This window comes from Actinoplanes sp. 13 (assembly GCF_056134165.1).
Genome location: NZ_JBVYOQ010000032.1, coordinates 28,566 through 51,983, shown reverse-complemented (window position 1 = coordinate 51,983; position 23,418 = coordinate 28,566). Strand labels below are relative to the sequence as shown.

General features: G+C 71.1%; 18 protein-coding genes. 10 read left to right on the top strand and 8 right to left on the bottom strand.

Annotated elements, in window-relative coordinates; translation table 11 throughout:
• Positions 1 to 192 precede the first annotated feature (192 nt).
• Entirely contained in the window at positions 193 to 438 is a 246-nt protein-coding gene (locus AC0NH5_RS36840; protein WP_474411931.1) for a hypothetical protein, read from the top strand.
• A 333-nt stretch (positions 439 to 771) separates the two neighbouring features.
• Here AC0NH5_RS36840 and AC0NH5_RS36835 read toward each other — a convergent pair whose 3' ends face one another.
• The 3 genes from AC0NH5_RS36835 to hrpA form a co-directional block, all read right to left on the bottom strand.
• Positions 772 to 1,521, bottom strand: a complete 750-nt coding sequence (locus AC0NH5_RS36835) for a LamG-like jellyroll fold domain-containing protein (protein WP_474411929.1) — start codon at positions 1,519 to 1,521, stop codon at positions 772 to 774.
• A gap of 134 nt (positions 1,522 to 1,655) precedes the next feature.
• A complete protein-coding gene (locus AC0NH5_RS36830) occupies positions 1,656 to 2,033 on the bottom strand; it encodes a DUF6401 family natural product biosynthesis protein (RefSeq protein WP_474411927.1) in 378 nt (125 codons plus the stop codon).
• Between the two features lie 201 nt (positions 2,034 to 2,234).
• Positions 2,235 to 6,149, bottom strand: a complete 3,915-nt coding sequence (hrpA, locus tag AC0NH5_RS36825) for an ATP-dependent RNA helicase HrpA (protein WP_474411925.1) — start codon at positions 6,147 to 6,149, stop codon at positions 2,235 to 2,237.
• 116 nt (positions 6,150 to 6,265) lie between these two features.
• Between hrpA and AC0NH5_RS36820 the strand changes: the two genes are divergently transcribed.
• Positions 6,266 to 6,619 (top strand): response regulator, encoded by a 354-nt coding sequence (locus tag AC0NH5_RS36820; protein WP_474411923.1) that lies wholly within the window; start codon positions 6,266 to 6,268, stop codon positions 6,617 to 6,619.
• On the opposite strand, the gene AC0NH5_RS36815 is transcribed toward AC0NH5_RS36820, so the two are convergent.
• Together AC0NH5_RS36815 and gsmA are read right to left on the bottom strand one after the other, a co-directional pair.
• Positions 6,587 to 8,926 (bottom strand): ATP-binding protein, encoded by a 2,340-nt coding sequence (locus tag AC0NH5_RS36815; RefSeq protein ID WP_474411921.1) that lies wholly within the window; start codon positions 8,924 to 8,926, stop codon positions 6,587 to 6,589. The two genes, AC0NH5_RS36820 and AC0NH5_RS36815, sit on opposite strands and share 33 nt — an antisense overlap.
• Positions 8,927 to 8,963: 37 nt before the next feature.
• Entirely contained in the window at positions 8,964 to 10,094 is a 1,131-nt protein-coding gene (gene gsmA, locus AC0NH5_RS36810; RefSeq protein WP_474411919.1) for a sporangiospore maturation cell wall hydrolase GsmA, read from the bottom strand.
• 167 nt (positions 10,095 to 10,261) lie between these two features.
• Between gsmA and AC0NH5_RS36805 the strand changes: the two genes are divergently transcribed.
• A complete protein-coding gene (locus AC0NH5_RS36805; RefSeq protein WP_474411917.1) occupies positions 10,262 to 11,185 on the top strand; it encodes a phosphatase PAP2 family protein in 924 nt (307 codons plus the stop codon).
• Entirely contained in the window at positions 11,182 to 11,760 is a 579-nt protein-coding gene (locus AC0NH5_RS36800) for a YflT domain-containing protein (RefSeq protein ID WP_474411915.1), read from the top strand. Before AC0NH5_RS36805 ends, AC0NH5_RS36800 begins: the two co-directional genes overlap by 4 nt.
• A 148-nt stretch (positions 11,761 to 11,908) precedes the next feature.
• Here the strand turns inward: AC0NH5_RS36800 and AC0NH5_RS36795 are convergent, their stop codons facing one another.
• Positions 11,909 to 12,667, bottom strand: coding sequence for a SigB/SigF/SigG family RNA polymerase sigma factor (locus AC0NH5_RS36795; protein ID WP_474411913.1), 759 nt, complete (start codon positions 12,665 to 12,667; stop codon positions 11,909 to 11,911).
• A 260-nt stretch (positions 12,668 to 12,927) separates the two neighbouring features.
• Here AC0NH5_RS36795 and ppgK point away from each other — a divergent pair, with 260 nt between their 5' ends.
• Both ppgK and AC0NH5_RS36785 read left to right on the top strand, forming a co-directional pair.
• Entirely contained in the window at positions 12,928 to 13,731 is an 804-nt protein-coding gene (gene ppgK / locus AC0NH5_RS36790) for a polyphosphate--glucose phosphotransferase (RefSeq protein ID WP_474411911.1), read from the top strand.
• Positions 13,732 to 13,745: 14 nt separating this feature from the next.
• The gene (locus AC0NH5_RS36785; RefSeq protein WP_474411909.1) at positions 13,746 to 14,207 is read left to right on the top strand and encodes a PPOX class F420-dependent oxidoreductase; all 462 of its coding nucleotides are present in this window, start codon (positions 13,746 to 13,748) and stop codon (positions 14,205 to 14,207) included.
• 278 nt (positions 14,208 to 14,485) lie between these two features.
• Here AC0NH5_RS36785 and AC0NH5_RS36780 read toward each other — a convergent pair whose 3' ends face one another.
• Positions 14,486 to 15,070 (bottom strand): hypothetical protein, encoded by a 585-nt coding sequence (locus tag AC0NH5_RS36780; RefSeq protein ID WP_474411907.1) that lies wholly within the window; start codon positions 15,068 to 15,070, stop codon positions 14,486 to 14,488.
• A gap of 550 nt (positions 15,071 to 15,620) precedes the next feature.
• Between AC0NH5_RS36780 and AC0NH5_RS36775 the strand changes: the two genes are divergently transcribed.
• From AC0NH5_RS36775 to glgB, 4 genes are read left to right on the top strand one after another with little or no spacing between them, the layout of a single operon-like run.
• The gene (locus AC0NH5_RS36775; protein ID WP_474411905.1) at positions 15,621 to 17,585 is read left to right on the top strand and encodes an alpha-1,4-glucan--maltose-1-phosphate maltosyltransferase; all 1,965 of its coding nucleotides are present in this window, start codon (positions 15,621 to 15,623) and stop codon (positions 17,583 to 17,585) included.
• Positions 17,586 to 17,597: 12 nt separating this feature from the next.
• The gene (gene treS, locus AC0NH5_RS36770) at positions 17,598 to 19,355 is read left to right on the top strand and encodes a maltose alpha-D-glucosyltransferase (RefSeq protein ID WP_474411903.1); all 1,758 of its coding nucleotides are present in this window, start codon (positions 17,598 to 17,600) and stop codon (positions 19,353 to 19,355) included.
• Positions 19,352 to 20,689, top strand: a complete 1,338-nt coding sequence (locus tag AC0NH5_RS36765) for a maltokinase N-terminal cap-like domain-containing protein (protein WP_474411901.1) — start codon at positions 19,352 to 19,354, stop codon at positions 20,687 to 20,689. The genes treS and AC0NH5_RS36765 overlap by 4 nt, the downstream gene beginning before the upstream one ends.
• A complete protein-coding gene (gene glgB / locus AC0NH5_RS36760) occupies positions 20,686 to 22,839 on the top strand; it encodes a 1,4-alpha-glucan branching protein GlgB (protein WP_474411899.1) in 2,154 nt (717 codons plus the stop codon). The genes AC0NH5_RS36765 and glgB overlap by 4 nt, the downstream gene beginning before the upstream one ends.
• 35 nt (positions 22,840 to 22,874) lie before the next feature.
• Here glgB and AC0NH5_RS36755 read toward each other — a convergent pair whose 3' ends face one another.
• Positions 22,875 to 23,408, bottom strand: a complete 534-nt coding sequence (locus AC0NH5_RS36755; protein WP_474412000.1) for a GNAT family N-acetyltransferase — start codon at positions 23,406 to 23,408, stop codon at positions 22,875 to 22,877.
• Between the last annotated feature and the right edge of the window lie 10 nt (positions 23,409 to 23,418).

Here is a 23,418-nt window from a genome sequence, read left to right as displayed (position 1 = left end):
CGCCGGCCCTCGTGCCCGCCGCGGAGTGGCGTGTCCTCCCAGGTCTGCCCGTCCATGGCCGACCGAGGTCCGGGTGCCATCGCGTTCACCACGTTCGAGGCGGGTCTGCTGTCCGCAGGCCCGGTCCCGCGGTTCCCGTCGTCGGCTCATCCACTTCGCCGCGCTCCCCCGGAGCCGTCTGGAGGTCACGACATGCCTGCCAAGCCTTTCACCGTAAACCTCAACCTCGACGACATCGCCCGCCGCGACATCGCCGCCGCGCTCCAGCGCCCGGCCGGAGCGGGTGGGTCGCAGGACACGCCCGCGACAGCCGCCGACGCCGGCCACCACGGCGCCCGCGACAGCCGCCAGGCCGCCCGCGAACGCTCCGGCCGAGCCCGGTCGGGCCGCGCGGCCGGCGCTGCCGGGGGCCGCAGTTACGCCTTCCGCCGCAGCTAGGCCACGTCCGGCCCGGAGCCGGACCACCGGGCCGGGCCGTTCGCCCGCGAGGCAAAGACGGCGGGACAGCCCGGCACGACCTGGCCGGCGCCAGAGCTGTCCGCCCGAGCGCAAGACAGCCCTGCGAGCCGGCCCGGCACGCGGCTCGGCCCCGGTGCTTCCTCACGAAGCACCGGGGCCGTTCGCTGTGCGCCGGTCAAGCTCAACGCGCGCCGGCAAGGCCCGTGCGGGCGGGCTCGCCGCCCCGGCTGGCTCGCCGCCCCGGGCTGGTTCGCCGCAGTCGGAACGACCCAAGACGGACCGGCCGCGCCGTGCGTCGACGCCGCGGACGGGTCAGCCGAGCTGGGCGTACACGTCGTCGACCTGGCCGTGGTACATGTCGGCGCTGCGGGCGAAGTTCGGCCCCCCGACCCGCAGCGGGAGGTTGTTGTCCACCGACATGGTGGCCGGAACAGTGACCCGCTCCCCCGGCACCCCGTCCACCGACACGGTCAGCGTGGTGCCGGCCCGCTGGCAGACCACCCGGTGCCACGCGCCGTCGATGACCGGGCGGGCGGAGAGCGCGCTGAACGTCTGCCCGCTGCCCTTGGCGACCATCACGCACTGGGCCCGGCCGGTCGGGCCGCCGATCTGCAGCTTCCACTGGCTGTCCGTGGTGGCGACACCCTTCTGCAGCACGTTCGCCGAGCCGGTGAGCTGCGCCCGGGTCAGCCGGACGGCGGCCGCCCACCGGAAGTTGCGGGTGCCCGGGTCCAGGTCCGCGTCATCGGGCGCTTCGAGCAGGGCCCGCGCGCAGACCGGCGCGGTCGCCGAGCAGGGTGCCGGGAACGCCGCGTACCGTCCGGCGCCCTGCGCCACGAACGAGATGAGGCCGTTGCTGGCCGCGCGGACCGTGAGGGCGGTGCCCCGCCCGGACAGTTCGGCGATCCGGCCGCCGACGGCGCCGCCGTCGAAGTTGTAGCGGGCCACCAGCGCGGGCGGGGTGGGCACCGCGGGGGCGGCCATCGCCGGTGCGGCCGGCAGCGGCGCGGCCATCGCGGGCGCGGCCACGAGGGCGAGGAGGGAGAGCCTGGAGATCTTCATGAGAAGAATATGACCTAAAGTTCCCTTTGTCCCCTAATCCGCCACCCCGAAGTCGACCATATGGGGAGCGGATCGCCGAAAGCGGAACGGCGCACCCGGCCGAGGCCGGGCACGCCGTTCACATCGAGAAACGGTCAGAGCAGTCCGGCAGCCTCGGCGAGCAAGCACACGGCCGCCAGGCGGACGAGCGGCCACTCGGCCGTCATCCACCCGGCGACGGTGACGGGCGCGGCACCCGGCTCGGGGATCGGCCGGCTCATCCGGACAGCGCCGGCCGCGATGGACCGGGCATAAGCGGCCAGACCGTCGGCGTCGGCGATGCGGCCGGCGGCGTGCAGGGCGTCACGGACGGCGGCGGCGTGCTGGTCGATCCGGGCCAGCAGGGCGGGCTCGGCGAACGCGGCGGCCAGGCCGTCGACACCCACGCGCGCCATCATCTCGTCGAGGTACGCGGCGGCCGGGCGGGCGGCGGCGACGGCGATCGGGGCGAAAGCGAGGTTCTCGTTCGTCATGCGGAAGACGCTAGAGGGCGCCCGGCACCCGGGACAGGGGCGTAACCGAACGGCACCCCAAGCGCCACCGGGCACACCACGGTCGCTACCGGCCGGCACCCTCCGCACCCTTTCAGCAGCGGAAAAGGCCGTCGAGGGGCACGAGGAAGAAGACGCCCGGGAAGCGGCCCCGACGGGGAAAGGTCCAGCCGATCGGGTGACTCAGAGCGGCAGCGCGTCCATCGCCTTGTAGATCCGCTTGTCGGAGATCGGGTAGGCCGTACCCAATGCCTGGGCGAAGTAGTTGATCCGCAGTTCCTCGATCATCCAGCGGATCTCCCGCAGTCCCTCCTCCGCCGGACCACCCGGCGCCGCCTCCGCGCGCAGCTCGCGGTACTCCGACTCGATCTCGTGGATCTGGGTGGTGAGCTGGCGGTCGCGGGCCACGCTGCCGCCGAGGCGGTCCAGCCGGTGCAGGATGCCACGCAGGTAGCGCGGCATCTGGTGCAGCTGACGCCAGCCCGCCCCGGTGACGAACCCGGGGTGGACCAGGCCCTTGAGCTGCTGTCTGATGTCGGCGAGCGCGGGCAGCAGGGCCGGGTCACGCAGGGTGCGCAGGCGCTGGTCGACCTCGTAGGCGCCGGCGAGAACCGCCTGGACCTGGGTGACGACGTTGGCGGTGGCGTCGACGAGGTCCTGGCGGACGGTGTCGCGCAGCGAGGCGAACTCGACGGACGACCAGACCGGGCCGCCGGCGTCGGCGATGAGCCGGTCGATCGCGGCGCCCGCGCAGTCGTCGAGGAGATCCGCCACCGAGCGGTACGGGTTGGCGCGGGAGAGTTCCAGCTTGGCCCGGTTGTCGAGGCGCCCCTGCAGGTAGCGCGCGGCCGGCGGCAGCGTGAGCAGCAGCAGCCGGCGGGTGCCGGCGGCCATCGCGAGGCGCTGCTCGGCCTCCGTCTCGAAGACCCGGATCGCCACGCTGACGCCCTCGTCGACCAGGGCGGGCCAGACGTTGACCTGATAACCGCCGCGCACCTGCTCGATGCGCCGCGGCAGGACGCCGAAGTCGTTGGTGGTGATGCCGCGGCGTTCCAGGTCGCCGGCCGCCCGGGAGATGGTGGCCTGCACCTTCGGGGCCAACTGCCGGCGCAGCACGTCGAGGTCACGGCCCTCGGCGACGATCTCGCCGGCCTCGTTGACGACCCGGAAGTTCATCCGCAGGTGCTCGGGCACCTGGTCGGGGCGCCAGGCGTCGCGGGGCACCACGGTGCCGGTGAGGCGCCGCAGCTCGTTGCCGATGGCGTCGGGCAGCGGGCCGCGGCGGGCCGGCACCCGGTCGAGGACCGCCTCGGCCCAGTCGGGGACGGGGACGAAGCTGGTGCGCAACTGTTTCGGCAGGGCGCGGATCAGCGCGATCACGACGTCCTTGCGGAAGCCCGGCACCGACCAGCCGAAGTCGTCGGCGTCGACCTTGTTGAGGATCTCCAGCGGGATCCGCACGGTCACGCCGTCGCCCGGCCGGCCGGGCTCGAACTCGTAGGAGAGCGGCAGTTTGATGCCGTTGGCGAGCCAGGCGTCCGGGAAGGCGTTCGGGTCGACGGTGTCCCGGCCGGCGTTGACCACGTCGTCACGGGTGAACGTCAACAGGCCGGGCTGGGAATGGCGGGCCTTCTTCCACCAGCCGTCGAAATGGCGGGCGGAGACGACTTCCGCGGGAATGCGGGCGTCGTAGAGGGCGTACACCGTCTCGTCGTCGACCGCGATGTCGCGCCGCCGGGCCCTGTTCTCGATCTCGGTGATCTGCTTCAGCAACCGGTTGTTGGCGTCGAAGAACGTGTGGTGGGTCTCCCAGTCGCCCTCGACCAGGGCGTGCCTGATGAAAAGCTCCCGGGAGACGACGGGATCCACTTTTCCGTAACCGACGCGGCGGCGCGGGACGATCGGCAGGCCGTACAGCGTGACCTTCTCGAAGGCCATCACGGCGCCCATCCTGCGGTCCCAGTGCGGTTCGCTGTAACTGTGCTTGACCAGGTGCGGGGCGAGTTTCTCGGCCCACTCCGGCTCGATCCGCGCGTTGACCCGGGCCCAGAGCCGGCTGGTCTCGACGAGTTCGGCGGACATCAGCCATTTCGGCTGCCGCTTGAACAGCGCCGAGCCGGGGAAGACGGCGAACTTCGCGCCGCGGGCACCGAGATATTCGCGCTTCTCCTGGTCCTTCATGCCGATGTGGCTGAGCAGACCCGCGAGCAGGGCGGTGTGCACCGGCTGTGCCGCGACACCGGCTTCCCAGTCCTCTTTCACGGCCAGATCGAGGGTACGGGCCACCTGCTTCAGCTGCGCGTAGATGTCCTGCCATTCGCGGACCCGCAGATAGTTCAGGAATTCTGCCCGGCAGAGGCGCCGGAACTGGTTGCCGGACAGTTCCTGCTGTTTCTCGCGCAGATAGCGCCACAGGTTGAGGAACGTGAAGAAGTCGGATTCCTTGTCGGTGAACCGGGCGTGCTTCTCGTCGGCCTGCTGCTGTCTGTCGGCGGGGCGCTCGCGCGGGTCCTGGATCGACAGCGCGGCGGTGATCACCATGACCTCGGCGACGCACTCCTGCCGGTCCGCCTCGATCACCATGCGGGCCAGCCGCGGGTCGACCGGCAGCTGGGCGAGCTGGCGTCCCATCGGGGTGAGCTTGCGGTCGTCGAGCGCGCCGAGCTCCTCCAGCAGCTTGATGCCGTCGGTGATGTGCCGCCGGTCCGGCGGGTCGATGAACGGGAACCGCTGCAGGTCGCCCAGGCCCAGGTTGGTCATCTGCAGGATGACACTGGCCAGGTTGGTGCGCAGAATCTCCGGCTCGGTGAACTCGGGCCGTTGCTCGAAGTCCTCCTCCGAGTAGAGCCGGACGCAGATGCCGTCCGAGGTGCGCCCGCATCGGCCCTTGCGCTGGTTGGCGCTGGCCTGGGAGACCGGCTCGATCGGCAGCCGCTGGACCTTGAGGCGGTGCGAGTAGCGGCTGATCCGGGCGGTGCCGGGGTCGATCACGTAGCGGATGCCGGGGACGGTCAGCGACGTCTCGGCGACGTTGGTGGCCAGCACGACCCGGCGGCCGGTGTGCCGTTCGAAGACCTTGTGCTGCTCGGCCGCGGAGAGCCGGCCGTACAGCGGCACGATCTCGGTGTTGCGCAGGTCCCGCTTGGTCAGCGCGTCGGCGGTGTCCCGGATCTCCCGCTCCCCGGAGAGGAAGACCAGGATGTCGCCGTCGCGGGGCAGCTCGTCGACGGCCGCGGCGATGCCGTCGATCTGGTCGATCGGCTCCTCGCGGATCTCGTCGTCGTCGACCAGGGTGGTCGTGACCAGTGGTCTGTACCGCACCTCGACCGGGTAGGTGCGGCCGGACACCTCGATCACCGGGGCCGGCTTGCCGGCCGCGTCCGCGAAGTGCGACGCGAACCGCTCCGTCTCGATGGTCGCCGACGTGATGATCAGCTTGAGGTCGGGGCGCTTGGCCAGCAGCTCCCGCAGATAGCCGAGGATGAAGTCGATGTTGAGGCTGCGCTCGTGCGCCTCGTCGATGATCAGCGTGTCGTAACGGCGCAGCATCCGGTCGTTCTGGATCTCGGCCAGCAGGATGCCGTCGGTCATCACCTTGATCATGGTGTCGTCGCTCACCTGGTCGGTGAACCGCACCTTGTAACCCACTGTCGAGCCGAGCGGCCGGTCCAGCTCCTCGGCGATCCGCTCGGCCACGGTGCGGGCGGCGATCCGGCGCGGCTGGGTGTGCCCGATCTGCCCGCGGACGCCCCGGCCCAGCTCCACGCAGATCTTGGGGATCTGGGTGGTCTTGCCGGAGCCGGTCTCGCCGGCGACCACGACGACCTGGTGGTCGCGGATGGCCGCGGCGATGTCGTCCTTGCGGGCGCTGACCGGCAGCGCCTCCGGATAGACGACGCGCGGCACGCTCGCCAGACGGCTCGCCAGCCGCCCTCGCGCCGTCTCGACCTCGGCCGCGATCTCGGCGAGCGCGGCGGACCGGGCGGCGTCGTCGCGGATCCGCCGGGTTCCGTCGAGGCGGCGCTGGAGCCGCCGCTCGTCGCGCGGCAGCAACTCGGCGATCTGATCGCGCAACTGGGTGGCAGGCGTTATCGACATGGCGCAGCAAGGATAGGCGGATCCGCACCGGATCGCCTGGTGATTAACGCCGCCCCGTGTCCCGATGGCCGCCTGGATCGATAGGCGAGTGAAAACACGAGGAGACGAGGTCAACGGTGATCGTTGTCGCGGAGGACCATGACGACATCCGGTACGTGCTGAAACGCTCGCTGGAGCGGGCCGGGCACCGCGTGGTGGCCGCGGCCGACGGCCTGGCGGCGCTGGCGGCGATCCGCGAGCACCGGCCGGACCTGGTGGTCACGGACGTCGACATGCCGAACATGACCGGCCTGGACCTGTGCCGGGCCATCCGGGCCGACGCGGACCTGCGGCACATCCCGGTCGTGGTGGCCAGCGGCTCGCTGATGCCCGGCGACGGGCGGGCCGAGGACGCGGGCGCCTCTGCGACGCTGCTGAAGCCGTTCGTGCCGGCCCAGCTACTGGCGCTGATCGCTACGCTGCTTCCCTGATCCGGTCCGGTCCGGCTCTGCGACAGCGGGCCCGCCCGGCACGCCCGGCACGCTCAGGCCGGGCAGCTGGGCGGCCTCCACGATGGCGGCGCGCTCGGCGAGGGCGCGCTCCAGCGCCTCCTGGACGGCCTGATCCTCATCGGTGCTCTTCATGATGTCCTCCTCGGACGGCGCGGCGGAGGCGGCGGGCAACGTGAAGTGGAACCGGGTGCCTCCGCCCGGGTTGTCGGACACGCCGATCTCGCCGCCGTGGCGTTCCACGATGCGCCGGCAGATCGCCAGGCCGAGGCCGGTCCCGGCGTACCCGGCGGCCTGCTCGGTGCGGTGGAACGACTCGAAGACGCGCGGCTTCTCGGCGTCCGGGATGCCGATGCCGGCGTCGGACACCTCGATCCGCACCCGGTCCGGCCCGTCGGCGGCGCCGGTCACGTCGACCCGGGGAACGCCGCCCGGGCGGATGTACTTGATGGCGTTGCCGATCAGGTTGTCCAGCACGTGACGCATCATGTCCGGATCTGCCCGCACCGCGGGCAGCGGGCCGACCGACCACTGCGGCACCGGGCGGTCGTCCCCGCCGAGGTGGGCGATCCGCCCCTCGATCACCTCACGGACCAGCGGCTCGAGGTCGACGGAGATCAACCGCAGCGGCGCGTGGCGCGCGGTGGTGTACGCCAGGAGCGTCTCGATCAGGGCGTCCATCCGGTCGACCGCCTGCACCACCCGCCGCACCGAGTCCCGGGCCTCGGCCGCCGCGACCAGCTCGCCGGCCAGATCCTCCAGGGCCAGCTCGGCGTGCCCGCGGGCCACCGACAGCGGCGCCTTGAGATCGTGGGCCACCACGCCCGCGAAGATCGTCAGGTCGGTCTCGTAGCGGCGCAGCTCGGTGATGTCCCGGAAGACCGCGACCGCCCCGCGGTGCCCGGCGCTCAGGTCCAGCGGCCGTCCGTCGACGCTGAGCAGCATCCCCTCCGGCCGGCCCGGGTTGCGGATGAACACCTCGATGCCGTCGGACGGCTCGCCTTGCAGCGCCCGGATCAGCGGCATCTCCTCCATCGGCAGCGGCGTGACCCCGTCCGGCCGGTACGCCCCGTAGTGCTCCTGCCACTTCTCCGGGTCGTCGACGTCTTCGGTGACGCCGTGCAGCCGCTGTCCGGCCGGGTTGTGCAGCAACACCGTGCCACGGTCGTCCACCACGACCACGCCGTCGCTGATGCTGGTCAGCACCGCACCCAGCAACCCGGCCTGACGGCGGCTGTCGGCCTCCGCCTCGCGCAGCTCCCCGGTGGCCACCTCGACCTGCGCCCGGGCCCGGGACCGCCCGGTGGCCAGCACATGCACCAGCCAGGCCACCAGCATGGTGAGCAGCGAGCCGCCGATCAGCGCGATCATCGCCGGGTGCCCGCCCGCGCCCGGCAGCCGGGCCGAGTCGGCCTCGGTCTTCAGCGTCCAGCTCCGGTCACCGACCTGGAACTGCGAGGTACGGACCAGGTCCGGTTCCCCGGCCACCGACCAGTCGGCCAGGGTGACCCGGCTGCCGTCGCTGTTGTCCATGCTCAGCGTGCCGAACAGGTGGCCCTGGCTGGTGGTGCTGAGGATGCCGGAGAGGAAGCTGCGGCCGCGCAGCCCGAGCACCGCCCAGCCGCGGAACGTAGGCGTGTTGGCGCGGGTCCACACCGGCGCGGCGAAGACGAACGACTGCTGCTGCTCGGCGGCCGGCTTCTTGCGGTCCCGGAACAGGACGTACGCGTCGGAGACCGCGGTGCGCCGGATCCGCCGGGCCTCGGTGAGGGCGCCGGTCAGCTCCGGCGACTCCACCAGGTCGGTGCCGTGCACGCCGGCCACGTCGTAGTCGTTGAGGATCCGCGAGTACACGGTGAAGAAATGCTCGTCGTGCCCGGGCGACGGCCGCAGCACCAGGCCGGAGGCGCCGAGGTCACGCCACTGCTGCTGGGCGGTGTCCAGGTCGTCGGTGCGGACCGGGACGACGAACGCCAGGGCGGCCGCGCCGATCAGCCGGGCATCCTCCAGCGGCGCGCTGGCGATGTCGAAGTCGTCCCAGGTGAGCGTCGTCTGGCTGGAGGCGCCGGCGGCCAGGGTCTCGAGCAGGAAGCGGTACCGGCCGATCTCGGTCTCCACCGCCGCGAGCGCCATCTCGTGCCGCTGGTCCATCACCCGGTCGGCCTTGTCCCGCTGAGCCGCGTGCAGCCCGGTCGCCGCCAGCGCGGTGATCAGCAGACCGACCGCTGTGACGGCAGCGGCGAGCAGCGGGCCCGCAGGCCGCCGCTCGCCGTTCTCCCGTCCCCCCACCATGAGGAGCGTATGCCGCAAAACGCCCTCGTCGGGGTTACTTCCAGGTGTCGTAGCGATACAGGTCGTAGGTGGCCATGATCCCGGTGACCTTGGTGTAGTACTTCGGGTCGGTGGCGTACCCGGCCTTCCAGACCGTCCAGATGAACTTGTTGGCGTCCCGGGTGTACGTGAACGCCGGGGTGTACCGCTTGTTGGCCCGCAGGAAATGGCCGTGGTCACGGAACGAACGGGCCATCGTGGCGTAGGTGCGGAACGCGTCCGCGGTCTCGAAGCACCTGCCGGCCTTGGTGCACTCGTTGGTCTTGTAGACGTGGCAGCCGGTGGCGTGCGGGCCGTAGTACGTGCCCTGGCACTTGATCCCGAAGTAGTTGCGGTCGGTGGCGGACAGGCCGCTGCGGCCCCAGCCGGACTCCAGGATCGCCTGCGCGATGGTCACTGACGGCGGGACGCCGTACTGACGCCAGCCCTGCTGAGCGCCGGGCACCGCGGCTGCGATGAACTGCGCCGGCGTCTGGACCGGCGCGGGCGTGGTGGGCGCCGGCCTGGCCGGCGGTGGGCAGGCCGAAAGGACTGCGGAGACGACGTACGCGTGCGAGATGTACCGTCCGTCGGTCAGCCGGTCCCACTGTGCCGTGGTGCGGACGGTCCCGCTGACCTGATCGCCCTGCACCGCGCAGGACAGCTGAAGGACCGCCCCGTTGGCCACCTTGCGGACCGCGCCGGTCAGCGCCGACGGGCCGTACCGGACGTTGACCCCGCCGTCGGCGCTGCGCACCCGGCCGGTCACGAACGTGGCGGGCTTCTTCCTCACCGGGTCCGCGGCCGACACCGGCGCGCACGCCGGGATCTTCGCGCTGGTCCGTACGTAGCCGTGCGAGACGTAGTCCCCGCCGGCCAGCCGGTCCCACCGGGCGGTGGTGCGCACCTTGCCCTTGACCTTCTGGCCCGGCACCGAGCAGGCAACGGTGATCCGTCGGCCGTCCCGCAGCGAGCCGACCACCTTGGCGGTCAGCGACGGCGCCGAGCGGACTTTCACCGTGTTGCCGACGTCGATGGTCGCCGCGGAGCCGGCCGCGTACGCCGCGGCCGGCGACACACCGGTCCCGGCCCCGGCGGCAAGCACCAGCAGGGCGCCGGTGAGCAGTCGTCGGGTGCTGCGCCTCATGGAAAGGTCCCCCTCGTTGGCGATTGGCATCGGTACGAAGGTCCGGTCCGGGCGTTGCGCCCGCGGAGCCCGAACGGGTGCGGAACCGTTGCGGTCGGCGTGCTTGGATTCCGGGGTCTTGGGGAAAGGCGTGTCCACATCACCGAGCAGTCGCACTGGAGGACGAGTTGACGGCCGTCGCACCACAGCCCACCCGGGTCACCGCACCCGCCGGCAGCACCACCGGCGCAAGCATGTGGCACGCGATCTCGCCGCTGGTGATGACCGTCACGGCGGCCGCGCTGGCCGCCGGCAGCTATCTGTTCTTCGTCCGCACGCCGCTGGGCCAGGCGGTGGACACCGCGACGATGCGGGGCGGCGACGTCGACCATCCGCGGATCACCGAGATCCTCAGCCGTACGCTCAACGGGACCCAGCTGGTCAGCCTCGCCCTGGTCTGCGTGCTCGCCTTCGCGTTCGGCGCGCTGCGCCGGCGCCTCGACCTGTCGATCGCCGCCGCGATCACGGTGATCGGCGCGAACGTCACCGCCCAGCTGCTCAAGAACGAGCTGTCCCGGCCCGACCTGGACGGCTTCCCACTGCCCAACTCGTTCCCGGGCGGGCACACCGCCGCCGCCGCCTCGGTCGCCTTCGTGCTGGTGCTGGTCTTCCCGCGGGCGCTGCGCGGCACTGTCGGGCTGGCCGGCGCCGGCTACGTGGCGGTGGTGTCGGTGGCCACCGTGTGGGCCGAGTGGCACCGGCCCAGCGACGCGATCGCCGCGGTGCTGATCGTGCTGGCCTGGGGATCGCTGGCGGTGTGGGGCGTACGCCTGCGGCTGGCCGGCGGCACCCGCCCGCTGCACCTGCCGAACCGCCTGGTGATGGTGGTCCTCGGGATCACCGCCGGGGTGACCGCCGCGGTGGGCTCGATCGGCCTGCTCGCCGTGGCCCTGTCCGAGCGCGCCGTCCCGGACTTCGTGTCCGGCCGGTACGCGTTCTCCGCCGGCGCGGCGTGCATCGTCGCCGTCGTGGCCGGCGCGTTCATCATCTGGGTCCGGCTCACCGCGGTCGAACCGCCCGCCGGCCGGCCCGCTCAGGGAGGCAAGAAATGACCACCACCCCCGGACAGCCCGCCGACAACCCGGCCGCCGGCACCCCCGGCGCGGTCCCCCCGGGCCCGGCCGGTGTTCCCGACCTGCCCGCCAAGACCGGCGGACTGGACAGCCCGTCCGGCCCGACGGTCGTGGTGGGCTCCTACCCCGACTACGCGCTCGCCCAGCAGGCGGTCGACTACCTCTCCGACAACAAGTTCCCGGTCCAGCGCACCGCGATCATCGGCACCGACCTGCGGCTGGTGGAGAACGTGCTGGGCCGGCTGACCACCGGGCGGGCCGCGCTCGCCGGTGCGGCCAGCGGCGCCTGGTTCGGTCTGTTCATCGGCCTGCTCTTCGGGCTGTTCAGCGACTCGGGCTGGCTGCCGGTGATCCTGACCACGGTGCTGATCGGCGCGGTGTGGGGCGCGATCTTCGGCGCCATCGCGCACGCGGCGACCGGTGGGCGGCGCGACTTCAGCTCGCGCAGTTCGCTGCAGGCGGCGCAGTACGCGGTGATCGCCGACGCCGAGGTGGCCGACCAGGCCCGGCACCTGCTGGTCCAGCTCAACTGGCGGGCCAGCGGCGCCCAGTGACACCCGCCCGCCGGCGGGTCACCGACGCCCGCTGACACTCGCCCTCCGGGGGGCCGGTGGCGCGTGGGGACACCCGGGAACCAGGTGTGGGGATTTGGGGCTAGATTCGAGCCCCAAGTCCCCACACTGAGTTGGTTGTGGTGAAGTGCTAGTGGGACAGCTGCTTGCGGAGCTTGACGAGGGCCTTGGTGAGCAGCCGCGAGACGTGCATCTGCGAGATGCCGATCTCGTCGGCGATCTGCGACTGGGTCAGGTTGCCGTAGAAGCGCAGCGTCAGGATCCGCTGCTCACGCTCGTCCAGGGTGGCCAGCGCCGGCGCCAGCGCCACCCGGGTCTCGGCCAGCTCGAACTCCACGTCGTCGTAGCCGAGCGTGTCGCCGAGCTCGGTGGTGCCGTCCGCGCTGATCGGCGTCGACAGCGAGGTGGCGTTGTACGCCCGGGCGCCTTCCAGGCCCTCGAGCACCTCCTCCTCGCCGATGCCGAGGTGGGTGGCGATGTCCGGCACCGTCGGGGACCGGCCGAGCGTGTGCGTCAGCGTGCTGTTCGCCTCGGTGATCGCCAGCCGCAGCTCCTGCAGGCGGCGGGGCACCCGGACGGACCAGGTGCGGTCGCGGAAGTGCCGCTTGATCTCGCCGATGATGGTCGGGATCGCGTAGCCGGCGAAGTCGACGCCGCGCTCCGGGTCGAACTTGTCGACCGCTTTGATGAGGCCGACGGTGGCGGTCTGGATCAGGTCGTCGGTGGGTTCACCGCGACCGGAGTAACGGTGGGCGAGGTGGCGTGCCAGCGGCAGCCATGCCTCGATCGCCCGGTCCCGCAGCCGGGCCCGCTGCGCCGCGGGCGCCGTCGCCATCAGGTCGAGCAGTTCGGCGGCGCGGGATGCTGGTTTGATCTCGGTGATGGTCATGGTCTGGTCCTCCATCAGCGGGCAGAGAGCCGTGCCCGCACGCGGCGACCGTTCTTTGCGGCAACGCTAGTCGAGAAGCCGAACCCCGACCAGCCGAAAGTATGAGTGACTATGCGTGAATACGGGAGCTACCGACCGCTTTCATCCTATGGGGTCGGCCGCCGGGTTACCGAGGAGCGCAGGATTTACTGTCGCCCCGGCGTGGTAAACACCAACCGCGGTGAACGCCGCCGGGCCTACAGCGGAAGAACGGAAGACGGATGAGCATCCTCGGCATCGACATCGGTGGCTCCGGAGTGAAAGGCGCGCCGGTCGACACCGTGCGTGGTGAGCTGACCGACGAGCGGTTCCGCGTCCCCACCCCCCGGCCCGCCGACGTGGACAGCGTCGTCGAGGCCGTCGCCGAGGTGGCCGGCAAGTTCGACGGCGTGGAGCGCGTCGGCATCACCTTCCCCGGCGTGGTCGTCGACGGCGTGACGCTGACCGCCGCGAACGTCGACAAGTCGTGGGTCCGGGCACCCGCCGCGCAGCTGTTCAGCGACCGTCTGGACCTGCCGGTGACGGTGCTCAACGACGCCGACGCGGCCGGCGCCGCCGAGGTGGCGTTCGGCGCGGGCCGCGACCAGTCCGGCCTGATCATGATGGTCACGCTCGGCACCGGCATCGGCACCGCGCTCTTCCTGGACGGCGTGCTGATCCCCAACACCGAACTCGGCCACCTCGAGATCGACGGCCGCGACGCCGAGCTGCTCGCCTCCGACCGGGTCCGCGAGACCGAGGAGCTGAGCTGGGAGCAGTGGGCGCCCCGCGTCGAGCGCTACCTGCGCCACGTCGAGTTCCTGCTCTCCCCGCGGCTGTTCATCATCGGCGGCGGCGTCAGCAAGAAGTCCGAGAAATTCTTCCCGCTGCTCGACCTGCGCACCCCGATCGTCGCCGCGACGCTGCTCAACAACGCGGGCATCATCGGCGCCGCGGTCAGCGCGGAACAGGCGGCGGCCGGCCCCGGTCCGCAGGACCCGGGGGCGATCCAGGTGGATGCGGCAGCCCAGGCCGCACGAGACTGAGGGGGGTACGACCCATGGCGCGCACCATCGCGACCAACACCCGCGCCGACCGAGAGCAGCTGCTCGAGTTCCTGCGCCCGCGCCACCACGCGATCCTGATGACCACGCGCAAGGACGGCCGCCCGCAGTCCTCCCCGAACACGTGCGGCGTCGACCCGGAGGGCCGCATAGTCATCTCCAGCTACCCCGAGCGGGCCAAGGTGGCGAACATCCGCCGTGACCCCCGGGTGTCGCTCTGCGTGCTCTCCGGCGACTGGAACGGCCCGTGGGTCCAGGTCGACGGCACCGCCGAGGTGATCGACCTGCCGGAGGCGGTGGAGCCGCTGGTGGAGTACTTCCGGTGCATCTCCGGGGAGCATCCGGACTGGGACGAATACCGCCGGGCCATGCTCGACCAGGGTAAATGTCTGATCCGGATCACGATCGAATCGTGGGGGCCGATCGCTACCGGCGGCTTCCCGGCACGCCTGGCCTGAGCCGGGCCGGTGGTCGACGGCCGACGGGATGGCGTCCCCCGTCCGAGAGGCTCGCAGATCCCCGCCGCGGGCGCCCGGCACGAAAAGAGGCCGCAAGACCGACGCCCAGGAGGACACACCAGGGTGGCATCGGTCTTGCGGCCTCTCACCCCTTCCGTCCCGGCGCGTCAGAACAACGCGCGGCGCACCGGGATCCGGCCGGAAGGGGTGAGCGAGCGCTCAGGCAGCGCCGGAAGTCGCCGCTGAGCAAGGGCAGGGACGGAACGGGGTGCGGAGGCTCAAGCGGCCAGCGGCGCCCGGTCCTGCTCAGCGTCCAGCAGGTACAGCAGGGTGTCGCGGTGCATGGACGCGATCGGCTCAAGCAGATCCGGGTGGCGCAGCAGCGCCGCCGCGTCGCGGTCGCGGGCGTCCGGGTTCAGCAGCCGGCGGAATTCGGTGGGCAGCCCACCCGGGCGGCGCGGGTGCGGCCGCGGGCGCGGGTCCGCACCGACCGGCATGGCCGCGATCACGGCGTCGGCGCCACGGCGGGCCAGCATCGGGTCGGCGAGCAGGCAGGCCGCCCAGCTGACGACGACCTCGTCGACCCAGGTGCGCCATCCTTCGCCGTCGGCGAACTCGTCGTCCGGCTCGCTGCCGGCCTTCCAGTCGAGCAGGGCGGAGCCGCCGGGCCCGGCGATCGCGACCAGCGCCGCGTCGACCTCGGTCGGGTAGCGGAGCCATGCGGCGACGGTCACCGCCTGCCGCGCCTGGAGCTCGGCCAGGGTGTGCGCCACCGTGTTCGAGTCCCCGCCGGGGTAGGCGCGGGCCAGCCAGTGGGTGCTGGCGGCGATCACCGGGGACAGTGCGGTGGACGGTCCGGCCACGAGTCTCTCCTCCCTCAGGCGCTTACCGGTGTCCGGCTCGCGTCAGGGATATAGCTCGGGTTCCCGGGCCCGGTCTTGAGCCGGGTCACTCGATGGCAACCAGCGGCAACCGAGGCACTCCCCGCACCAAGCCGGCCGGTCCGCGCCGGAGGGTGCGCGCGTCACGCGTACCCCCGCCGGGTGTTGCATCTGGTGGCCGGCCGATCAGACCGATGTGCCGCCGCCGGGCCGGCCGTAGCGGATGTGGCCCTGCCGGGCGGGTCCGGTGTGTTGGAGGACGCCGTGCCGGCAACGTGGTAATGCTCGCGGGGCCGGTTCCGCCGTTACTTGCGTGGCGAGATGAACGCCTGTTGCGTTCAGGTGAACTTGTCGTGTTTTCCGGCGGCGCGCGGCCGCGTCCCGCCGGGTCCGGCTGAGCGTGCTCCGGTAGGTTTAGCGCATCGGCTAGCGGCCGGTTTCATTTCCTCCACTGCGGAGAAGTCATAGGACGACGGCGGTGGTTTTTCCGGTCGCCCAGTCCTCCCGCGCCCCTCTGACTACGGTGGAGATCATGACCGGTCGCTTCCCCATCGAAGACGTGACACCGGCCGTGTCCGGTGGCCGCTACCCCGCGAAAGCGGTGGTCGGCGAGCTTGTGCCGATTGCGGCGGTGTCCTATCGCGAAGGTCACCACGCCCTCGGCGTGAACGTGGTATGGCGTGGTCCCGACGGCGCCACCCAGGCGTTCACCCGGATGACCCCCGGCGAGCCGGGGCTGGACAAGTGGCACGCCACGATCCGGCCCGACCAGGTCGGCCGGTGGACGTTCACGGTCGAGGCCTTCGACGATCCGTACCGCACGTGGCGCGACGCCGTGGTCAAGAAGATCGGCGCCGGACAGGGCGCCGAGGACCTCGCGAACGATCTGGCCGAGGGCGCCGAGGTGCTCGACCTGGCCACCAAGATCGTGCCGTCCGGTGACGAGGAGCGGGTCCGGGAGGCCGCCGCCGCTCTGCGCGACGAGCAGCGTTCGCTGTTCGCGCGGGTGACCCCGGCGCTGGAGCTGGAGGAGCTGCTCTGGCACAACCCGGTGCGCCAGCTGGTCACCACGACGCGGTCGTTCGCGCTGTGGGTCGACCGGAAGCGTGCGCTCTACTCGGCGTGGTACGAGTTCTTCCCCCGTTCCGAGGGCGCCGAGGTCGGCCCGGACGCCACTCCGATCAAGCACGGCACGTTCGCCACTGCCGCGCTGCGCCTGCCCGCCGTCGCGGACATGGGCTTCAACGTCGTGTACCTCCCTCCGATCCATCCCATCGGAAAGATCAATCGCAAGGGCCGTAACAACACCCTGGTCGCCCGTCCGGAGGACGTCGGCTCGCCGTGGGCGATCGGCTCGGACGAGGGCGGCCACGACGCGATCCACCCTCAGCTGGGCACCCTGGAGGACTTCAGGGCGTTCATCGCGAAGGCCGAGGAGCTGGGCATGGAGGTCGCCATGGACCTCGCCCTGCAGGCCGCGCCGGACCACCCGTGGGTCACCGAGCACCCGGAGTTCTTCACCACCCGCGCCGACGGCTCCATCGCGTACGCCGAGAACCCGCCCAAGAAGTACCAGGACATCTACCCGATCAACTGGGACAACGACTACCGGGCGCTGCGCGACGAGGTCTACCGCGTGGTGATGCACTGGGTGAACAACGGCATCAAGATCTTCCGGGTGGACAACCCGCACACCAAGGCGGTCAACTTCTGGCAGTGGCTGATCCCCAAGGTGAAGGAGACCGACCCGGACGTGCTGTTCCTGGCCGAGGCGTTCACCCGGCCGGCCATGATGAACGGGCTCGGCAAGATCGGTTTCACCCAGTCGTACACGTACTTCACCTGGCGGACCACCGCGGCCGAGATGCGCGAGTACATGGAGCAGCTGCTCACCACGATCGACTGGATGCGGCCGAACTTCTGGCCGAACACGCCGGACATCCTGCACGAGTCGCTGCAGCACGGCGGCCCGCCGATGTTCAAGATCCGGGCGGTGCTGGCCTCGATGCTCACCCCCTCCTGGGGTCTCTACTCCGGGTACGAGCTGTTCGAGCACGTCGCCCGGCCGGGCGCCGAGGAGTACATCGACAACGAGAAGTTCGAGCTGAAGCCGCGCGACTGGGCGGCCGCCGAGCGGGCCGGCCGCTCGCTGGCGCCGTACCTGAAGCGGCTGAACCGGATCCGCGACGAGAACCCGGCTCTGCACTGGCTGCGCAACCTGCGCTTCCACGAGATCGACAACGGTTCGCTGCTCTGCTTCTCCAAGCGTGACCCGGACACCGGCAACACCGTCCTGGTCATCTGCTCGTTCGACTCGAGCAACGTGCAGTGGGGCAACACCACTCTGGACATGCCGGCGCTGGGCCTGGACTGGCACGACCGCTTCACCGTGGTCGACCAGATCACCGGCGCGTCCTACGAGTGGGGACAGTACAACGCGGTCCGGATCGACCCGTACGTCGAGCCGGCGCACATCTTCGTCGTGCAGACGGGGTAGGGGGAACACTCGATGGAGTTGACGAGCGAGCACGATCCGGCCGAGGGCAGCCACACCGAGGACGGTGTGGTCGAGCACCCGAGCGCCGACGACTTCGGTCATGCCCGGGCGCTTCCGGCCGACCGGACCTGGTTCCAGCGGGCGGTCTTCTACGAGGTGCTGGTCCGGGCGTTCTACGACTCGGGGTCGGACGGCGGCGGCGACCTGCGCGGCCTCATCGAGCGGCTCGACTACCTGCAATGGCTGGGCGTCGACTGCCTGTGGCTGCCGCCGTTCTACGACTCGCCGCTGCGCGACGGCGGCTACGACATCCGCGACTTCTACAAGGTGCTGCCGGAGTTCGGCACGGTCGACGACTTCGTGGCGCTGCTGGACGCGGCGCACAAGCGGGGCATCCGGGTCATCACCGACCTGGTCATGAACCACACGTCGGACTCGCACCCGTGGTTCCAGGCGTCCCGGCACGACCCGGACGGGCCGTACGGCGACTTCTACGTCTGGAGCGACACGAGCGAGAAGTACTCCGACGCGCGGATCATCTTCGTCGACACCGAGGAGTCCAACTGGACGTTCGACCCGGTGCGGCGGCAGTTCTACTGGCACCGGTTCTTCTCCCACCAGCCCGACCTCAACTACGAGAACCCGGCCGTGCAGGAGGCGATGCTCGACGTCCTGCGGTTCTGGCTGGACCTGGGCATCGACGGGTTCCGGCTGGACGCCGTGCCGTACCTGTTCGAGGAGGAGGGCACCAACTGCGAGAACCTGCCGGCCACGCACGCGTTCCTCAAGCACTGCCGCAAGGTGATCGACGACGAGTTCCCCGGGCGGGTGCTGCTCGCCGAGGCGAACCAGTGGCCGGCCGACGTGGTGGAGTACTTCGGTGACGCCCGGTCCGGCGGCGACGAGTGCCACATGGCGTTCCACTTCCCGCTGATGCCGCGCATCTTCATGGCGGTGCGGCGCGAGTCGCGCTTCCCGATCTCCGAGATCCTGGCGCAGACGCCGTCCATCCCGGACAACTGCCAGTGGGGCATCTTCCTGCGCAACCACGACGAGCTGACGCTCGAGATGGTCACCGACGAAGAGCGCGACTACATGTACTCGGAGTACGCGAAGGACCCGCGGATGAAGGCGAACGTCGGCATCCGCCGCCGGCTCGCCCCGTTGCTGGAGAACGACCGGAACCAGATCGAACTGTTCACCGCCCTGCTGCTGTCGCTGCCCGGCTCGCCGGTGCTCTACTACGGCGACGAGATCGGGATGGGCGACAACATCTGGCTGGGCGACCGGGACGGCGTCCGTACCCCGATGCAGTGGACGCCGGACCGCAACGCCGGGTTCTCCACCGCCACGCCGGGCCGGCTCTATCTTCCGGTCAACCAGGATCCGGTCTACGGATATCAGGCGGTCAACGTGGAGGCCCAGCGGGACAGCTCCACGTCGCTGCTGAACTGGACCCGGACCATGCTGGCGGTGCGCCGGCGGCACGAGGCGTTCGCCGTGGGCACGTTCCGCGAGCTGGGCGGCTCGAACCCGTCGGTGCTGGCCTACCTGCGGGAGGTGGGCGACGACGTGGTGCTCTGCGTCAACAACCTGTCCCGCTTCCCGCAGCCGATCGAGCTGAACCTGCAGCACTGGAACGGGTACACGCCGGTGGAGCTGACCGGGCACGTGAACTTCCCGCGGATCGGCCAGCTGCCCTATCTGCTGACGCTTCCGGGACACGGCTTCTACTGGTTCCAGCTGTGCGGGTCGGAGGAGAAGCAATGACGTTGCCTTTCGCCGAGTGGTTACCGAAACAGCGCTGGTACGCCGGTCGCAGCCGGGTGCTCGCCTCCGTCAAGCAGGCGTCGGCCACGCCGCTGCGCGAGGGCCTGGAGCTGGTGCTCGTCGACGTGGAGTACACCGACGGCAGCTCGGAGCGCTATCAGATCGTGGTCGGCTGGGGCGCCGTGTCGGTCCCGGAATACAGCACGGTGGCCACCATCGGCACCGCTGACGACGGCCGGGTCGGCTTCGACGCGCTGTACGACCCGGAGGCGGCCCGCTTCCTGCTCGGGCTGGTGGACGGCTCGAAGACGGCGGGTGACATCACCTTCGAGAAGGAGCCCGACGTCGCCCTGCCCCTGGAGGCCTGGCCGCGGGTGTTCGACGCCGAGCAGAGCAACACCAGCGTGATCTTCAACGAGGACGCCATCCTGAAGGTGTTCCGGCGGGTCACCTGCGGCATCAACCCGGACATCGAGCTGAACCGGGTGCTCGGCCGGGCCGGCAACCCGCACGTGGCGCGGCTGTTCGGCTCGTTCCAGGTCGCCGACGAGGGCGGTTCCTGCTCGCTCGGCATGGTCACCCAGTACGCGGCCAACTCGGCCGAGGGCTGGGCGATGGCCACCGCCTCGGCCCGCGACCTGTTCGCCGACGCCGAGATGCACGCGGACCAGGTGGGCGGCGACTTCCAGGGCGAGTCCTACCGCCTGGGCGAGGCGGTCGCCTCGGTGCACCTGACCCTCGCCGCGGAGATGGGCACCGGCCCGGCGCCGTTCCCGCTGGATGCGGTCCTGGCCCGGCTGCGCACCGCCGCCAACGCGGTGCCGGAGCTCCAGCAGTACGTCCCGGCGATCACCGACCGGTTCACCGCGCTGACCGGTGAGCAGGTCGAGGTCCAGCGGGTGCACGGCGACCTGCACCTGGGCCAGGTGCTGCGCACGCCGGAGGCCTGGCTGCTGATCGACTTCGAGGGCGAGCCGGGTCAGCCGCTGGACGAGCGGCGCCTGCCGGACTCGCCGCTGCGCGACGTGGCCGGGGTGCTCCGGTCGTACGAGTACGCGGCGTACCAGCTGCTGGTCGACTCCGACGAGGACGAGCACCTGGCGGCGCGGGCCCGCGAGTGGGTGGACCGCAACCGGACCGCCTTCTGCGACGGGTACGCGCACGCGGCCGGACAGGACCCCCGCGACCACGGGGCGCTGCTCGCGGCGTACGAACTGGACAAGGCGGTCTACGAGGCCGCGTACGAGGCCCGGCACCGGCCCGGCTGGCTGCGCATCCCGTTGCGCTCCATCGCCCGGTTGATCGAAACCCCCGGAGGAAGCACACCGTCATGATCGGGCACACGACTTCACCGCTGGCCGCCGACGCGCGGACCATGAACAGCGTGATCGCCGGGGAGACCCACGATCCGCACGCCATCCTGGGCGCGCACCCGCACGGCGACCAGACCGTCATCCGGGCGCTGCGCAAGGGCGCCCAGTCGGTCGCCGTGCTGCACGACGGCGAGCGCCACGAGATGACCAAGGTGCACGAGGACGGGATCTTCGCCGTCGAGCTGCCCGGCGCGGTGCTGGACTACCGGCTCGACGTGGACGGGACGCAGTGCGACGACCCGTACCGGCACCTGCCCACGCTCGGCGAGCTGGACCTGCACCTGATCGGTGAGGGCCGGCACGAGAAGCTGTGGAAGGTGCTCGGCGCGCAGCCGAAGGGCGCCGGCGTGGCGTTCGCGGTGTGGGCGCCCGCCGCGCGCGGTGTCCAGGTGGTCGGCGACTTCGCCGGCTGGGGCCCGTTCGACGGGTGGCCGATGCGGTCGCTCGGGTCCAGCGGCGTCTGGGAGCTGTACGTGCCGACCGCGCACCTCGGCTCCCGGTACAAGTTCAAGATCCTGGGCCGGGACGGGGTGTGGCGTGAGCACGCCGACCCGCTGGCCCAGCACACCGAGGTGCCGCCGGCCACCGCGTCGGTGGTGTTCCAGTCCGAATACCAGTGGCACGACGAGGAGTGGATGCGGCAGCGCTCCCGCAAGTCGTGGCACCAGGAGCCGATGAGCTGTTACGAGGTTCACCTGGGGTCGTGGCGGCCCGGGCTGAGCTACGTGGAGCTGGCCGAGCAGCTGGTCGACTACGTCGTCGAGACCGGCTTCACGCACGTCGAGCTGATGCCCGTCATGGAGCACCCGTTCGGCGGCTCCTGGGGATACCAGGTCACCGGGTACTTCGCCCCGACCTCCCGCTTCGGTACGCCGGACGAGTTCCGTCACCTGGTCGACAAGCTGCACCAGGCCGGCATCGGCGTGATCCTGGACTGGGTGCCCGCGCACTTCCCCAAGGACGAGTGGGCGCTGGCCCGGTTCGACGGGACGCCGCTCTACGAGCACGGCGACTGGCGGCGCGGCGAGCACCCCGACTGGGGGACGTACGTCTTCGACTTCGGCCGCAAGGAGGTCCGCAACTTCCTGGTCGCCAACGCGCTGTACTGGTGCGACGAGTTCCACGCCGACGGCCTGCGGGTCGACGCGGTGGCCTCGATGCTCTACCTCGACTACTCCCGCAAGGAGGGCGAGTGGACGCCGAACCAGTACGGCGGCCGGGAGAACCTGGACGCGATCAGCTTCCTGCAGGAGATGAACGCGACCGTCTACAAGCATCACCCCGGCGTGGTGACCATCGCCGAGGAGTCCACCGCGTGGCCCGGCGTCACGCGCCCCACCCACCTGGGTGGTCTCGGCTTCGGCTTCAAGTGGAACATGGGCTGGATGAACGACACCCTCTCCTACATGGAGAAGGAGCCGATCCACCGGCAGTGGCACCACCACCAGATGACCTTCGCCACCGTGTACGCGTGGAGCGAGAACTACATCCTGCCGATCAGCCACGACGAGGTCGTACACGGCAAGGGCTCGTTCACCGGCAAGATGCCCGGCGACCTGTGGCAGAAGCTGGCGAACACCCGCGCCCTGCTCGGCCTCATGTGGTCGTTCACCGGCAAGCAGCTGCTGTTCATGGGCGCCGAGATGGGCGACGAGCGGGAGTGGAACGAAGCCGAGGGCCTGCACTGGGAGCTGCTCGAGGACCCGCGGTTCGGCGGGATCAAGGCGCTGGTGTGCGACCTGAACCGGGTCTACAAGGAGACGCCGGCGCTCTGGACGCAGGACACCTCACCGTCCGGCTTCCGCTGGATCACCAGTGAGGACTCGCAGCACAACACGTTCTCGTTCGTCCGCTTCACGCCGAACGGCGACGCGCCGCTGGCCTGCGTCGTCAACTTCGCCGCCGTGCCGCACGAGGGGTACCGCATCGGTCTCCCCCGGGCCGGCCGGTGGGTCGAGGTGATCAACACGGACAGCGAGCTCTACGGCGGCTCGGGCGTCGGCAACCTCGGCGCGGTCGAGGCGGAGAACCTGCCGTGGCACGGCTTCGACGCGTCCGCCTCGCTGCGGGTGCCGCCGCTCGGCGCGGTCTGGCTCCGGCACGAGGGCTGAGAATGTGATCGGGGGGACGGGCTGCGGCCCGTCCCTCATCCCTCAGCCCGCCACTCGGTGGCCAGCAGGCCGTACAGCAGGTCGTCGGTCCACTCGCCCTTGATGAAGGTCTGCTGCCGCAGGTGTCCCTCCCGGGTGAAGCCCAGCCGCTCCATCAGGGCCGCCGACGGCTCGTTCCGCGCGTCGCACTCCCCCATCACCTTGTGCAACCCCTGCCGGCGGAACAGGCGGTCCAGGACGGCACTCACGGCCTCCGTCGCAAAACCCCTCCGCTGGTACGACGGAGCGAGCGTGAACCCGACCTCGGCCTGCTTCAGGTTGTCGTGCAGCCGGACGGCCACGTCCCCGATCAGCGCCTGTTCCTCGACGAGCTCGATCGCGTACTGGAACCAGCCCGCCCTGTCGGGCGAACTCGCGGCGAAGTTGCGGACCGCGACCTCCGCCTTGTCCAGCGGGAACGGCGCGTCCCAGCTCTGGTAGCGCGCCACCTCGGGCTCCGACCGGTACGCCGCCAGCACGGGCGCGTCGGACGCCCGGAAACGCCGCAGGATCAGCCGCTCGGTCGCCATCAGCACGCGC